General features: G+C 38.6%; 18 protein-coding genes. All 18 read left to right on the top strand.

All coding sequences use genetic code 11. The annotated features are described in order from the left end of the window. The 18 genes from ruvC to AACM45_RS08000 all read left to right on the top strand — a co-directional run bounded on the left by ruvC (position 1) and on the right by AACM45_RS08000 (position 14,071). Positions 1–603, top strand: a complete 603-nt coding sequence (gene ruvC / locus AACM45_RS08085; RefSeq protein ID WP_339141927.1) for a crossover junction endodeoxyribonuclease RuvC — start codon at positions 1–3, stop codon at positions 601–603. Positions 604–634: 31 nt separating this feature from the next. Further along, positions 635–1,798: a radical SAM family heme chaperone HemW gene (hemW, locus tag AACM45_RS08080; RefSeq protein ID WP_339141926.1), complete on the top strand. Its 1,164-nt coding sequence runs from the start codon at positions 635–637 to the stop codon at positions 1,796–1,798. A 2-nt stretch (positions 1,799–1,800) separates the two neighbouring features. Next, positions 1,801–2,547, top strand: coding sequence for a cyclase family protein (locus AACM45_RS08075; protein ID WP_339141925.1), 747 nt, complete (start codon positions 1,801–1,803; stop codon positions 2,545–2,547). Positions 2,548–2,549: 2 nt separating this feature from the next. Then, entirely contained in the window at positions 2,550–2,909 is a 360-nt protein-coding gene (locus AACM45_RS08070) for a DUF4260 domain-containing protein (protein ID WP_339141923.1), read from the top strand. Continuing rightward, positions 2,902–3,525, top strand: coding sequence for a DUF4230 domain-containing protein (locus AACM45_RS08065; RefSeq protein ID WP_339141921.1), 624 nt, complete (start codon positions 2,902–2,904; stop codon positions 3,523–3,525). Before AACM45_RS08070 ends, AACM45_RS08065 begins: the two co-directional genes overlap by 8 nt. Before the next feature lie 40 nt (positions 3,526–3,565). Continuing rightward, entirely contained in the window at positions 3,566–3,931 is a 366-nt protein-coding gene (locus tag AACM45_RS08060) for a Dabb family protein (protein WP_339141919.1), read from the top strand. Next, positions 3,928–4,290, top strand: coding sequence for an MmcQ/YjbR family DNA-binding protein (locus AACM45_RS08055; protein WP_339141918.1), 363 nt, complete (start codon positions 3,928–3,930; stop codon positions 4,288–4,290). Before AACM45_RS08060 ends, AACM45_RS08055 begins: the two co-directional genes overlap by 4 nt. Positions 4,291–4,440: 150 nt before the next feature. Further along, on the top strand, positions 4,441–4,839 hold the full coding sequence (locus AACM45_RS08050) for a response regulator (protein ID WP_339141916.1): 399 nt from the start codon (positions 4,441–4,443) through the stop codon (positions 4,837–4,839). A gap of 77 nt (positions 4,840–4,916) precedes the next feature. Then, complete coding sequence (locus AACM45_RS08045) at positions 4,917–5,459, top strand: heme NO-binding domain-containing protein (RefSeq protein ID WP_339141914.1); 543 nt, start codon at positions 4,917–4,919, stop codon at positions 5,457–5,459. Further along, positions 5,452–7,812: a PAS domain-containing sensor histidine kinase gene (locus AACM45_RS08040; protein WP_339141912.1), complete on the top strand. Its 2,361-nt coding sequence runs from the start codon at positions 5,452–5,454 to the stop codon at positions 7,810–7,812. Before AACM45_RS08045 ends, AACM45_RS08040 begins: the two co-directional genes overlap by 8 nt. Positions 7,813–7,827: 15 nt before the next feature. After that, a complete protein-coding gene (locus tag AACM45_RS08035; protein ID WP_339141910.1) occupies positions 7,828–8,955 on the top strand; it encodes an FIST signal transduction protein in 1,128 nt (375 codons plus the stop codon). A 36-nt stretch (positions 8,956–8,991) separates the two neighbouring features. Continuing rightward, the gene (locus tag AACM45_RS08030; RefSeq protein ID WP_339141909.1) at positions 8,992–10,008 is read left to right on the top strand and encodes a sensor histidine kinase; all 1,017 of its coding nucleotides are present in this window, start codon (positions 8,992–8,994) and stop codon (positions 10,006–10,008) included. Beyond that, on the top strand, positions 10,008–10,331 hold the full coding sequence (locus AACM45_RS08025) for an Hpt domain-containing protein (protein ID WP_339141907.1): 324 nt from the start codon (positions 10,008–10,010) through the stop codon (positions 10,329–10,331). The genes AACM45_RS08030 and AACM45_RS08025 overlap by 1 nt, the downstream gene beginning before the upstream one ends. A gap of 1 nt (position 10,332) precedes the next feature. Beyond that, positions 10,333–11,046: a LytR/AlgR family response regulator transcription factor gene (locus tag AACM45_RS08020; RefSeq protein ID WP_339141906.1), complete on the top strand. Its 714-nt coding sequence runs from the start codon at positions 10,333–10,335 to the stop codon at positions 11,044–11,046. A gap of 51 nt (positions 11,047–11,097) precedes the next feature. Next, entirely contained in the window at positions 11,098–11,400 is a 303-nt protein-coding gene (locus AACM45_RS08015) for an STAS domain-containing protein (RefSeq protein WP_339141904.1), read from the top strand. A gap of 331 nt (positions 11,401–11,731) precedes the next feature. Continuing rightward, positions 11,732–12,097: a response regulator transcription factor gene (locus AACM45_RS08010; RefSeq protein WP_339141903.1), complete on the top strand. Its 366-nt coding sequence runs from the start codon at positions 11,732–11,734 to the stop codon at positions 12,095–12,097. Between the two features lies 1 nt (position 12,098). Further along, positions 12,099–13,325, top strand: coding sequence for a sugar transferase (locus AACM45_RS08005; RefSeq protein ID WP_339141902.1), 1,227 nt, complete (start codon positions 12,099–12,101; stop codon positions 13,323–13,325). 2 nt (positions 13,326–13,327) lie between these two features. Then, positions 13,328–14,071 carry a TolC family protein gene (locus tag AACM45_RS08000; protein ID WP_339141901.1) on the top strand — a complete coding sequence of 248 codons (744 nt, stop codon included), beginning with the start codon at positions 13,328–13,330 and terminating at the stop codon, positions 14,069–14,071. Positions 14,072–14,073: the final 2 nt, after the last annotated feature.

Here is a 14,073-nt window from a genome sequence, read left to right as displayed (position 1 = left end):
TTGATAACGGAGAAAATCATATTGGGGATTGATCCCGGTACCACAATAATGGGTTTTGGGATCATAAAAGTGGTCAACAAACAAATGCAATTTGTTCAAATGAACGAGTTGCTACTTAAAAAATATGATGATCCCTATACCAAGTTGAAACTTATTTTTGAACGTACCATTGAATTGATTGACACCTATCATCCTGATGAGATTGCCATAGAGGCACCATTTTATGGTAAAAATGTACAGTCCATGCTCAAATTGGGTCGTGCCCAAGGCGTTGCGATGGCCGCAGGTCTGTCGCGACAAATACCGATAACGGAATACCTTCCGAAGAAAATAAAAATGGCCATTACCGGTAATGGAAATGCCAGTAAAGAGCAGGTTGCCAAAATGTTACAGGGTATGTTAGGGTTGAAAACCCTGCCTAAGAACTTGGATAGCACCGATGGCTTGGCCGCTGCCGTTTGTCATTTTTATAATGAAGGTAAGGTTGTGGTGGGCAAATCGTATTCGGGATGGGCGGCTTTTGTAAAGCAGAATAGCCCCCCAGCCCCCAAAGGGGGAGTAAAAAATACTGCGGTAGTAGATCTGAGGAAAAAGAAATCGTAGTGTTTCAAGTGTTGAAAAACTGCCTAAAATTATGAGTAAGGAAGAAAGTTCCCCCTTTGGGGGCGGAGGGGGCCTATACATCCACATTCCTTTTTGCAAGCAAGCCTGCCATTATTGTGACTTTCATTTTTCGACCAATTTGAAAAAAAAGGTGGAAATGCTTGAAGCCCTTTCAAAAGAGTTGGTGCTCAGAAAAGCGGAGTTTTCAGAAGAGGTGGTGGAGACCATTTATTTTGGCGGTGGTACCCCTTCCGTTTTAAATACATCTGAGATTCTAAAACTGGTCCATACCATTTATGAAAACTATGAGGTAGTGCCAGATGCAGAGATAACGCTAGAAGCAAACCCCGATGACCTTTCTGAAAGTAAGATCAATGAATTGGCCCAAGGTCCTATAAACCGATTAAGTATCGGAATCCAATCTTTTTACGAAGAAGATTTAAAGCTTATGAACAGGGCACACAATGCCCTCGAGGCCGAGTTATGTATCCGCGAAGCGAAAAAGCATTTTAATAATATTTCAATCGATTTGATCTATGGTATTCCCAATATGTCAAATGAACGCTGGAAGTCCAATATTGAGAAAGCCTTATCATTTAAAATACCGCACATCTCTAGCTATGCACTTACCGTGGAGCCTAAAACAGCATTGGCCAAGTTCGTTGAAAAAGGATTGATAGCACCAGTAAGGGATGAAGTTGCCCAAGAACATTTCAATATCTTAAATGAGACGTTGACTTCAATAGGATATGCTGGTTACGAAATTTCAAATTTTGCAAGACCTGGGTATTTTTCAAAGAACAATTCGGCGTATTGGCAGCAGAAAAAATATTTGGGTATTGGGCCTTCAGCGCATTCTTTTGACGGGGATAGAAGGGGTTGGAACATCAATAACAATTCGAACTACATCAAAGCCATAACCGACGGAAAACTTCCGATGGAAATTGAGATGTTGTCCAAAACCGACAAGTACAATGAATATGTAATGACAGGATTGCGAACAATTTGGGGGGTTTCTTTGTCTAGAATAGCTGCCGAGTTTGGCAAAAAGTATGAAGAATATTTAATGCTACAGGCCGAAAAGCACATTCAAGAACATTTGCTTTATATTGACGATGAAAGCCTGTTGACCACAAAGAAAGGAAAGTTCTTGGCTGACGGTATAGCAGCAGATCTTTTTATGCTTAATTTGTAAACATGCAGGCAACTATAAAACACAATTCAAGAAATTATAAAATAGATCTCTCGAAACCTTTGGACATATCAATCGCGATAACGGGTACCCCCAGCGATGTAAATGCATGGTATTTGGGGCACCCCAAAATTGAGCCACATGTAGAGGATGGTTTTATTGGTAAGGTCTCAGAAGGGTCTTCAGTGAATTTTAATAACATATGGTTCAATCCGCATTCCCATGTGACCCATACCGAATGTGCCGGTCATATCACTGAAGCTTTCCATTCCGTCAACCAAAATCTGAGAAAATTCTTCTTCTTAGCCGAATTGGTCACCGTGGTGCCTGAAAAGCTGGATGATGATTTCGTAGTTTCGAAAAAGCAGCTGCAATACGCCCTTGGGAATAAAAAAAGGAAGGCTGTAGTGATTCGTACCCTACCAAACCTAGACTCAAAAAAAAGCAGGCAATATTCGCATACGAATCCACCCTATCTCTTAGAAGAAGCGGTCATCTTTTTAAGGGAAAAAAATGTGGAGCATTTATTGATCGATCTGCCATCGGTGGATAGGGAACAAGATGAAGGGGCACTTCGGGGGCATAATGCCTTTTGGAATACCCAAGGGAACTTACGCCTGAATGCAACGATTACCGAATTCGTTTATGTGGCCAATACCATTGAAGACGGTACTTATTTTTTGAACTTGCAGGTGGCCCCTTTTGAAAATGATGCCAGCCCAAGTAGACCAATATTGTATAAAATTATTTGATCATGAAGGTAATATTGAAATTAGAAGAGGCGCTGTTATTTTTGCTGGGCTTTTTTTTATTTATGAAAATGGAGTTGGCCTGGTGGTGGTTTTTTGCACTACTCTTGGCGCCTGATATCGGTATGTTGGGCTATGCTTTTGGAAATAAGATAGGGGCAATCACCTATAATCTTTTCCATCATAGGGGTCTAGCGATCTTGTTTTATCTGGTTGGGGTTTCATTGAAGTCCCCTATTTTGCAACTAACAGGAATTATTTTATTTTCCCATTGTGCTATGGATAGGATTTTCGGGTATGGTTTGAAGTACCAAAAAGGATTTAGGTTTACGCATTTGGGTGAAATAGGCAAGAAAAATGGATAGTTTGATAGAAGCTTTTTTAGGATTGATCTTAGGGGCAATACTAATGTATTGGGTCTACGGCATGTTCACGAAAAAAAGAAGGCGCGAACTGACCGAGCACCAATCTACCGTAATTCTTGATAAGATCAAAAGTGTATGCAAACTGGTCTCGGTAGAAGGGGATTTTGCCGAAATATACCGATATGAGAACATCAAAGACGGGTTTATGAACATTTTAAGTAGCAAGAAAAAAGCTCTGGTGGTTATAAATGCCAAGGCTCAGATAGGGTATGATCTTAAAAAATTACGTATAAGTGCAGATAAGGAACAAAGAAAAATCATATTGGCAGCGTTTCCAGAACCTGAAATACTCTCCATTGAACCTGACATTCAGTTTTATGATATCAAGAACGGATTGTTCAATTCATTTTCGCCAGATGATCTTACACAGCTGAACCAAAAAGCAAAAGAACATATCAGGGAAAAAATCCCTGAAAGTGGTTTGGTCGAAACGGCTCAAAAAGAGGCATTGGATGCCGTACTCTTAATCGAGAAGATCGTAGAGACCATCGGGTGGAAACTTGACTATTCTGCGCTGGAAATCACCAATAGGGAAAAACAATTTTTAGAAAATTAAAATGATGAGAAATATTATTTGTACATTTTTACTTGTAGGTATGAGTTTAAGTACGATGGCCCAAGATCATAACGAAATGAAAAATTTTGATCCCGCATTCGCACACACGGTTTACTTTTGGTTCAAAGACCCGGTAAACCAAAACAATAGGGAACGTTTTGAAAGATCATTGAAAAAGTTCTTAAAGAACTCGAAGTACGCCAAAACCAATTTTATCGGGACACCACCAAATGCTACCAGAGATGTCGTGGATGGATCTTTCACCTATTCACTGATTGTGACTTTTGAATCTGCAGAGGCACAGCAGCACTACCAAGACGAAGAGGCCCATCTCATATTCATCGAAGAATGCAAAGATTTATGGGACAAGGTGATCGTCTATGACTCCAATGGTATAAACCAATGAATGTTGAAGAAATTAGGTCGTATTGCATAACGAAAAAAGGGGTTACCGAAACGTTTCCTTTTGATGCACATACCTTGGTCTTCAAGGTCATGGACAAAATGTTTGCCTTATTGTCGTTGGAAAGGATGCCTGCACAGATCAATTTGAAATGTGATCCAGAGTGGACCATTGAACTTCGTGAAGAATATGATGGAATCGTCATACCGGGTTATCATATGAGCAAAAAACATTGGAATACCATTTATATAGAACAGCTAGACCCCGCCATAACAAAAAAAATGATAGATCATTCGTATGAGTTGGTCGTTTCCAAACTTTCTAAAAAACTTCGGCAAGAATTACGGGATAAAGTCAATTAATCGAAAATCGATTGCTTCCGTAAGAATTTTTTTACTAATTTCATCGATACCTTTTTGCCATTAACCGAAGGTAAAATACAATTCATCTCCCCCAACTGTTTTGTTTTTTCTATTTGTAGCAATTTTGTAATCTGTAAAAAGTGTTGAATCGTGAATGTATTGTTTATAGAAGATGATATGATTGAATCAATGAAAATGCAACGTGCAATTTCAAAGTTCGAATCAAAACACAATATTATTGAAGCCAAAAACGGTGAAGAAGCCTTAGCCATCTTAAACGAAGGTAATTTACCCGATATCATTTTACTTGACTTGAATATGCCCCGAATGAGCGGTATAGAATTCTTAGGTGTTCTAAAAGCAGATCCGCGGTTCAAATATTTGCCAACCATAATTTTGACCACATCAGAAAATCGGGTCGATTTATTGAAGTGTTTTGAAATTGGTATTGCCGGTTATATTATAAAGCCTTTAAAATATGAGGATTACGAGTTTAAACTAAAACGCGTATTCGATTATTGGGAGATAAGTGAACTTATCAAAGCCTAACTAAAATTGGCATTTCACAACATTATTTTTTAGCAAAGTAGTCCAATTCTTACTTTTAAATCATAATATTCTGTATTATGAAAGGAATTGTGTTTACTGAATTTTTAGAAATGGTCGAAACTACTTTCGGATTGGAGGTGGTGGATTCCATTATCGAAAATTCGACTCTTGAATCAGAAGGCGCATATACTGCGGTAGGCACTTATGATTTTAATGAGATGGTGTCTTTACTTACTTGTCTGAGTGAAACCTCAAAGATGCCGATAAACGATTTATTATATTCTTTCGGGTATTATCTTTTTGATGGATTGTGTAAGGCACACCCCGAGGTGGTGCGTGCCTATAAAAATCCCCTGGCACTTATTTATGCCATTGAAGACCATATTCATATTCACGTAAAAAAATTATATCCAGACGCAGAACTACCCAATTTCAAGATACTTGAAAAAACAGAAACATCATTGGTAATGATCTATAGCTCATCAAGAGGGCTTTATGCACTGGCAAATGGACTTATCAATAAGACCTTCGAATATTTTGGTAATACCGTTACGGTAGACTATGAGCTGTTGAATGAAGCCGGAACGGAAGTGCAATTTGCAATTGTTCAAAATGGATAAAGTGGATATCTCAATATTGCACCGCGCACTATCACGTGAAAAAAAAGCGCGTAAAGAGGCAGAACGTTTGCTTGAAAGTAAGTCTAAAGAGCTATACGATGCCTCACTGCACTTGAAAGAGGCCAATGGAAGATTGGAAGCCTTGCTGAGCAAAGACGATTCAAAAATTGACGGGGCCTTCGTTAATATCATTGACCCTTATGTGGTTATGGATATGACAACCAAGGTTGTCAATATGAACACAAGCGCAAAAGAGTTTTTGGGTTACGATCATACCAAAGAAGACATCACCTTATCAGAATTGGTACACGAAGATTATTTAGAGTACACCGCTGAATCTTTTAAAACCCTTTTACAGGTAGGTATTCTCAAAAATTACAATGTTCAAATACGAACACAACATAATGGTGATCGGTTTGTGAACATAAATGCCAGCCTTATCTACGATGAAGAAGGGAGCCCGATAGCAGCACAAGGTGTCATTCGTGATATTACACGCGAGATTGAGATCAAAGAGCTTTTAGAACAGCAAAAGCAACAACAAGATATTATAGTTGAAAACTCATCACTAGGTATTCTTTTGATAGAGCAAGACAAAATCGTAAAGGCGAACAATGCCTTTATCGAGCTTTTGGGCTATACAGAGGCAGAATTGAAGAAACTAAGCATAGATGCCATTTCAACCATAGAAGATGTCAGCCTGTACAGGGATTTGTTGGATGATAATGAAAGAGGTGAATCAGACAGGTTCTCGATCATAAGAAAGTTCCATAAAAAAGATGGAACCTCTATATACGGTAAAACCTCAGTGAACACTTTACGTAACGAACACGGTGGCATTGATTACAAGGTAGCCATGATTGAGGATATTACAAACGATAAAATATCCGAAGAAAAGATAAGGGCCTCTGAACAGCGGCTGACCACCTTGATACGAAATTTCCAAAACGGAATCCTGCTTGAAGATGAAAACAGGAAAATGATCTTGACCAATCAAAAATTCTGTGACCTTTTTGCAATTCCGCTATCTCCCCAGAAGTTAAAGGGTTTGGATTGTAGAAAGTATTTGAATAAGTACAAAGAACTTTTCGTCGACCCCGATTACATAATAAAGAGGATCAACCATATACTCAACAAAAAAGAGTTGGTACTATCCGATGAACTTGAATTGGTCGATGGCCGCACCTTTGAATTGGATTACATTCCTTTGATAATCGATGATGTGTATAAAGGGCACCTCTGGAGCTATAGTGATGTGACCCTTAGAAAGAACTACAGAAAGAATCTTGAGATACAAAAAGAGAAATACGGCAGCATCATCGCCAATATGAACCTCGGTTTGGTCGAAATCAATGCAGAAGGTGAGATTCTATTGGTCAATAACAGATATTCAGAGATGATTGACATCAATGCTGAGGATCTTATGGGTAAAGATGTATTGAAGGTGATGGGATTGGATGAGGCAAACCTGGATAAAATCAAGGCACAATTTGAAAAACGACGAAGAAATGAATCCGATTCATACGAGATTGAGGTAAAACTACATAACGGCGAAAAAAGACATTGGCTTATCAGTGGGGCACCCAAATATGATGAATTTGGTAAAGTAAATGGATCTATTGGGGTACATCTTGATATCACAAAACAAAAAGAACTCGAGCAACAAAAGCAACAATTGGTCAATGAGCTTGAAGAAAGCAATAAGGGACTTCAAGAGTACGCACACATTGTCTCACACGATTTAAAATCACCATTACGGAGTGTTAGCGCCTTGGCGACATGGTTGTATGATGACTATAAAGACCAATTGGACGAAAGTGGTCGGTATAATTTAAAAATGATGCTCGAAAAAGTAGAGGGGATGGACAAATTGATTACGGGCATACTAAAATATTCAACGGTCAATAGCGATACTTTAGATCATAAAGAAGTCGATGTCAATAAGGTCATAAACGAGATATCCGAAATCATATTCATACCTGAACATGTTCAAATCAAGATAGTGGGTAAACTCCCCATCATTATAGCCGACAAAACCAAAATCCATCAATTGTTTCAAAACTTTTTGAGCAATGCCGTAGTCAATATTGATAAGAAAGAAGGCCTTGTCGAAATCGAAAGTAAAGAAACACCCACGCATTGGCAATTCAGTGTAAAAGACAATGGTGTCGGAATACCGAAGGAATACCATGAAAAAATATTCAAGATTTTTCAATCCATTGGTAACAATGAAAGGTCTACGGGTATCGGATTGTCAATAGTTAAAAAAATTATAGACCTGTATCACGGATCGGTATGGTTAGAAAGTGAAATAGGTAGGGGAACCATATTTTATTTCACCTTAAAAAAATAAATCATTGAAGAAATCATGAAAGTAAATCAGGCGATAAGAACTAAAGATGGTGAGTGGACCTTCCATCAAAATGAAAAATTGGTAAAACCATTGGTATTGATCTTTGCAGACCGGTATATTCTCGAATTGGATACCATTTATAACGAGATACGTGAGCTGTATCCTGACGGGGAACTTGTTTTTGGCTCCACTTCGGGTGAAATTTTGGAGACCAATGTTTTTGAGGGGACCATTACATTGACCGCTATTGAATTCGAGAAAACGAAATTTAAAATAGTCAATGAGAACGTGGCAGATTATGTAGATATCAAGAAAATGGGTCGGGCCATAGCAGATCAATTTGAAAAGGAAGATCTCTGTCATTTGTTTGTTGTTTCTGATGGCAGCTTTGTAAATGGAAGTGGTCTCATTGAAGGGTTGGAATCTGATGAAGAGTTCAAAGCATCAATAACTGGTGGACTATGTGGTGATGGGGCACGTTTTGAAAAAACGTTGACCTCATACAATGAAAATCCGAAACAAGGCGAGGTAATTGCCATTGGTTTCTATGGAAGCCAATTGGAGGTTTCGTATGCGAATTATGGAGGTTGGACTTCTTTTGGTCCTGAAAGGACAATTACCAAATCAATTGGGAACGTGCTGTACGAAATCGATGGAAAACCAGCTTTAGATCTCTATAAGACCTATTTGGGTGAAAAAGCGAAAGAGCTGCCCAAGGCCGCATTGTTATACCCATTGACCGTTCAAGAACATGAGGGTGCGGAATCTTTGGTGCGAACTATTTTGAATATTGATGAAGAAGCAAATTCGATGATTTTAGCAGGGGATGTTCCTGTAAATTCAAAAGTGCAACTAATGATGTCTACCACGGGTGATATCGCGCAAGGAGCATCAAATGCGGCGGAATTTGCGATGATGAACCGCAAAAATAGCCCTCAATTGGCCATATTGGTAAGTTGCGTGGGGAGAAAATTAGTGTTGGCCCAGCGCACTGAAGAAGAAATAGAAGAAGTAAAAGAGGTCATAGGCAATCAAGCTAAGATCACCGGATTTTACTCTTATGGGGAAATGGCCCCTTTTGCGGGCAAAAATGAATGCCAATTACATAATCAAACCATGACCTTAACATTACTCAGCGAATAAATGCACTCCCTGCTCGAACGTCAAATAAAAAAGTATTTGCCCAAAGATCTGCAAAATCATAAGGGCCTCGATGTCTTCTTTGAATCGATAGCCAATTCGTATTCAGACTATGATGATAAGCTTGAGATGATCCAGCATGCCACATCATTGAGCTCAAAAGAACTTTATGAGGCCAATAAAAGGTTGAATATAGAGACCGAGAGCCAGCGCAAAGTACTTGAGGCCTTGAGTAAAGCTGTTGCATTTATGGAAAGTAAGACGAATACCATGGAACGTGGGTCACTTGGTTTTGATCCTCAAAGATTAGTGGAGAATATTGAAAATCAAACGAATAAAATTGTTGAGATTACGGCCGAAAAAGACCACCTTCTTAAAAACCTTGAGCAGCAAAACGAATCACTGAACAATTATGCACACATGGTTTCGCATGATTTGAAATCGCCAATTCGAAATATTCATTCCTTGGTCAGTTGGGTTCTTGAAGATGCCCCGAATAAATTGGAAAATGATAACAAGAAGAACTTTGATCTCATTTTTCAAAATCTATCTAAAATGGACAGTTTAATAGATGGCATTCTGAAACATGCTACCATTGATTCTTTAGAAGAGAAAATAGCCAAAGTGGATTTGAATTTATTGATCAAAGAAATTGACCAAACGATTTATGTGCCAAATCATATTAAAATCGTGATAAAGGACAGATTACCGATTTTATATACGGGCAAGTATAGAATAGAACAGCTCTTTAAAAATTTACTAACCAATGCCGTTACGGCACTTGAAGCAGAGAAAGAAGGCTTTATTGTCATTAGTGCAGCGGAACAAGAAGACAAATGGCTGTTCAGTGTCAAAGATAATGGCAAGGGAATTCCGGTACACCTACAGGCCGGTATTTTCAATATGTTCAAGAAATTGGAAAATGATGCGAATGCGACTGGAATCGGATTGGCATTGGTCAAAAAAATAATCAACTATTACAAAGGGGATATCTGGCTTTCTTCAGAAGAAGGTATGGGTACCACATTCTTTTTTACAATAAAAACGAAAATCTAATGGGTGAGAAACCAAATTTGAACTATATCAAGGAGATTGCGGGAGGGAACGAAGAATTCGAAAAGAAATTCCTTTCCATCATACAGGCCGAATTTCCGAACGAAAAAAAAGACTACACCAGACTACTTCAAGAACAAGAACTGGAAGAGTCTGCCAAGGTAGTACACAAAATAAAGCACAAGTTAGGTATTTTGGGGCTGAACGGTGCGTACAAATTGGCCATAAAATATGAAGAAGACTTGAAGTACGGTGATACCAAACTCAAAGATGAGTTTATGGATGTATTGACAACGGTAGAGGAATTTATATTAAAAATCGCATAAAGTGAACTGTATAATCATAGACGATGAATTGACCGCGAGGGCAATCGTTGCCGAACTTTGTGAATCGTGTGAAGACTTAAAAGTCATTGGCCAGTTTTCAAATGCCGTGGAAGCATTGAAGTTTTTGCCACATCACCAGGTCGACGTTATATTTTTGGATATTCATATGCCCATGTTGACGGGGTTTGATTTCATTGAAACCTTACAAACCCCTCCACGAATCGTATTGACAACGTCGGATACGAATTTCGCGATAGCCGCTTATAGTTATCCCTTTATTGTAGATTATTTGGTCAAACCGATTACCCATGGGCGTTTTCAAAAAACAATGGTGAAACTTCAACATACCGAATACGCGCCAGTGACTGATGAAGAACGCGAAGGTGTTGGTGCAGTACCCAAAGAAGACCATTTATACATCAATATTGATAGGCGGTTGATAAAACTAAAATTCAAGGATATACTATTGATCGAAGCCAAAGGCGATTATATAGAGATCAAAACCACCGAATCGTTTTATAGGGTGCATTCCACATTAAAGAAGATCAGGGAAAAATTGCCGCAATCGCTATTTATGCAGATTCATCGGTCATACATCATAAATTATACTAAGATTATTGATATTCAAGACAATAGTGTTTTGATTGAACGAAATGTCATCCCCATAAGTCGTTCGAATAGGCCCAGTCTTATGCAACGGTTGAATCTTTTGTAAATGATCTAAACATTATTAGAAATAACATATTTAATCTAAAATAGCTGTCAAATGGCATTGGAAATAAAAGAGGATAAAGGAATATTTGAAGTGATCGGAGAGCTTACTTCGCAGAATTTAGGGGCTTTGAAAGTTTATTTTGAGTCGGCTTTAGAGGTAACCGATGAAATGGTAATTAGTTTAGAAAAGGTTACTGTTATGGATTCAAGTGTTGCCCTGTTTTTTGAAAAATTGTATAAACAAGTGGCTGCCAATCATAAAGTGCTGGCCATAGTAGGAAGACAGAACAAAGAAATTTCGGAAGTAATGAATATTACTAAGACCGATTACATCCTAAGTTCCGATCGCGTGTAATACCCATTACCTTGAAAATTATAAAAGCACAAGATCCATCTTGTGCTTTTTTTGTGGTCTTGTACTTAAAATTCCGTTGAAATCGATACTTGGCATACCCAGATTGTCTCTTTTATTTCTTAAGAAGAATACGGAAGCTATTTGAACGATCTAAACCTACTTTCAAGACAATTGCATGACACTGTTATTGAGGGATAGAATTCATTAAGAAAAATACTACATACAGATCTATTGTAATTACAACACTTAGCTCTTGTTTGACAACAATCAATTCGTTAAAAGTAATATTAATCCTACTTTTCGTTTCTATTAATACTACAAAACAGAAATTATGAAAATATTGGTAGTTGATGACAAGCAGTCTTTGAGTGAATTGGTCGCACAGTTTCTAGGACAATCACATAATGTAACCACTATGGAGAATGGCTTGTCGGCCATTTCATGGTTGCAAGAAGGCAATATACCTGATTTGATCATTACAGATCTCGAAATGCCTGAAATGGATGGTTTTGAACTGATCAAACAAATAAAGGGAACCGGACTTTTTTCCGATATCCCAATAATCGTATTAAGCTGCAGGGACAGTTCGGCCGATAGGGTGGAGTGTCTGCGACTTGGAGCGGACGATTATATGGTGAAACCATTTAATCCTGAAGAATTACTCATAAGAGTAGACAAACTGTTAATCCGCAGTTAGTATGGAGGTCTTAACCCAAAAGAAAACCCAAGTATTATACATAGGGGCCAACAAGCGTTTGGCCGAAGAGTTCCATCGTGAAACCGATAGGGTCAACGTACATTCAACCGTTACTACGGTTGAGGCCATTAAGTGGTTGCACAATAATGCCGAATTCAAAAAGGGCCAGTGGATCAATGTGGGTAATGCAGTGGATGCGTTTTTGTGTGAACACGGTATACCGCGGCAAGAATTGTTGGAACTTAAGCGCTACATAGAAAAAACGTTCGATCCGGCACAGAAAATACCGTTTTTGCTTTTGGGGAAAAAACTGACCAAAGAAGAAAAACTTCTGGCCATTGAGAATGGATTTGATGATTTCTTCGCCCATCCCGTTCGTTTTGATCGTCTTTTAGAGCGCATTGACTTTTTAAAAGAATTAAAGCTAAACTTACGTAAGCAGAAAATCCAATCCAGTAACGCCCAGTTAAAGAAGTATAAGATTGGTTTCTGGAAACGGAGCTTTGACCTATTGTTGGCAGGTTCCGTATTGTTACTGGCATCCCCGTTTTTGTTACTTGTCATTCTGGCGATTCGATTAGAATCAAAAGGTAAGGTGTACTATATCTCAAAAAGGGTCGGTACAGGCTATAGGATATTCAATTTCTTAAAGTTGCGTTCAATGTACCCTGATGCAGATAAACGCTTGAAAGAGTTTGAACATTTAAACCAGTATGTGCATGAAGATGATTCAGGGCAAATCGCAAGTAATGCGGGTGAGAAAAAGATTCAAGGTACCGTGCTTATCAGTGATGATGCTGAAGTAGATGAGATAGCACATAATCAAAAAAGAAAGGAAAGCGCAAAAAGCGCTTTTGTAAAATTTGACAATGACCCACGTATTACCAAGGTGGGCAAGATCATTAGAAAGCTCAGTATTGATGAGTTGCCACAACTGATCAATGTTCTGAAAGGCGATATGTCGATCGTAGGTAATCGGCCATTACCCCTTTATGAAGCTGAAATGTTGACTACCGATGAGTGGACGGAGCGTTTTAACGGCCCAGCCGGAATTACCGGCCTTTGGCAAGTAGAGGCACGTGGTAGATCTTCAAAAATGTCACCCGAAGAAAGAAAACAACTTGATGTCAAGTATGTAAAATATGCCAATAGCAAATATGCCTTCTTAATTGATATGTGGATTATCCTAAGAACGTTCAAAGCTGTTTTTCAAAAAGAAAATGTTTAAGAATGCATTTACGTATTATCCCCCTATTACTATTTGCTTTGGGCACCCAAATATTATTTGCGCAATCATTGGATGATTTTGTGTCAAAAAGTCTTCAGAAAAATGATATTACTGAAAAACTACCGCCCTTAGATAGCTTGGTATCCATGGCCAAACAGCATTCACCAAGGTTGAAATATTTTGATGCCGATGCAAAGTACTGGGAGGGTCGTGTCAAAAGTGTAGGCAGGTCATGGTTGAACAGCATTTATCTGGACGCTTCTTATGGCTATGGGGTTTTCGATAATTTGAGTAATGCCCAGATCGCTGGGGTACCCGATGCAAGTCAGACCTTATTTACGACCGAACAAAGCCGTTACAATCTTGGGGTATCGATGAAAATGCCCCTGCACGCCATTTTCAATAGGAAGATTGAGGTAAAGACCTCAAAAGCCGAAGTGGAACGTGCTAAATATGAAAAAGAATTTGCCGTTCGTGAACTCGAAATGTTCGTGGCCCAAAAATATCATGAAGTCATTAGGGCGCATCGAATGTTGGTAGTGGCCAGTTCCGTAGTAGAAACCTATAAGGTACAATCTGTAAATGCCGATAAAAATTTTACAAATGGGGCGATTGATGTTACGGAATATACCAGATTACAGCAGATGTTGAATCAATCATTGAAAACATTTGAGTTTCAACGATCCGAATATTTGCTGGCCATTACCGCCCTTGAGGGAATCGTCGGTACTAAGTTTAGGATATAAAG

The sequence above is a fragment of the Croceitalea sp. MTPC5 genome (assembly GCF_036985505.1).
Taxonomy (GTDB): Bacteria; Bacteroidota; Bacteroidia; order Flavobacteriales; family Flavobacteriaceae; genus Croceitalea.
Note: the sequence above shows the minus strand (reverse complement) of the source record. Positions and strands in the feature narration are given on the sequence as shown.

Excerpts from the sequence above, each read along its gene's own strand:
- hemW (WP_339141926.1), top strand. The coding sequence starts at position 635 with ATGAGTAAGGAAGAAAGTTCCCCCTTTGGGGGCGGAGGGGGCCTATAC.
- AACM45_RS08075 (WP_339141925.1), top strand. The coding sequence starts at position 1,801 with ATGCAGGCAACTATAAAACACAATTCAAGAAATTATAAAATAGATCTC.
- AACM45_RS08070 (WP_339141923.1), top strand. The coding sequence starts at position 2,550 with ATGAAGGTAATATTGAAATTAGAAGAGGCGCTGTTATTTTTGCTGGGC.
- AACM45_RS08065 (WP_339141921.1), top strand. The coding sequence starts at position 2,902 with ATGGATAGTTTGATAGAAGCTTTTTTAGGATTGATCTTAGGGGCAATA.
- AACM45_RS08060 (WP_339141919.1), top strand. The coding sequence starts at position 3,566 with ATGAGTTTAAGTACGATGGCCCAAGATCATAACGAAATGAAAAATTTT.
- AACM45_RS08055 (WP_339141918.1), top strand. The coding sequence starts at position 3,928 with ATGAATGTTGAAGAAATTAGGTCGTATTGCATAACGAAAAAAGGGGTT.
- AACM45_RS08045 (WP_339141914.1), top strand. The coding sequence starts at position 4,917 with ATGAAAGGAATTGTGTTTACTGAATTTTTAGAAATGGTCGAAACTACT.
- AACM45_RS08040 (WP_339141912.1), top strand. The coding sequence starts at position 5,452 with ATGGATAAAGTGGATATCTCAATATTGCACCGCGCACTATCACGTGAA.
- AACM45_RS08035 (WP_339141910.1), top strand. The coding sequence starts at position 7,828 with ATGAAAGTAAATCAGGCGATAAGAACTAAAGATGGTGAGTGGACCTTC.
- AACM45_RS08025 (WP_339141907.1), top strand. The coding sequence starts at position 10,008 with ATGGGTGAGAAACCAAATTTGAACTATATCAAGGAGATTGCGGGAGGG.
- AACM45_RS08015 (WP_339141904.1), top strand. The coding sequence starts at position 11,098 with ATGGCATTGGAAATAAAAGAGGATAAAGGAATATTTGAAGTGATCGGA.
- AACM45_RS08010 (WP_339141903.1), top strand. The coding sequence starts at position 11,732 with ATGAAAATATTGGTAGTTGATGACAAGCAGTCTTTGAGTGAATTGGTC.
- AACM45_RS08005 (WP_339141902.1), top strand. The coding sequence starts at position 12,099 with ATGGAGGTCTTAACCCAAAAGAAAACCCAAGTATTATACATAGGGGCC.
- AACM45_RS08000 (WP_339141901.1), top strand. The coding sequence starts at position 13,328 with ATGCATTTACGTATTATCCCCCTATTACTATTTGCTTTGGGCACCCAA.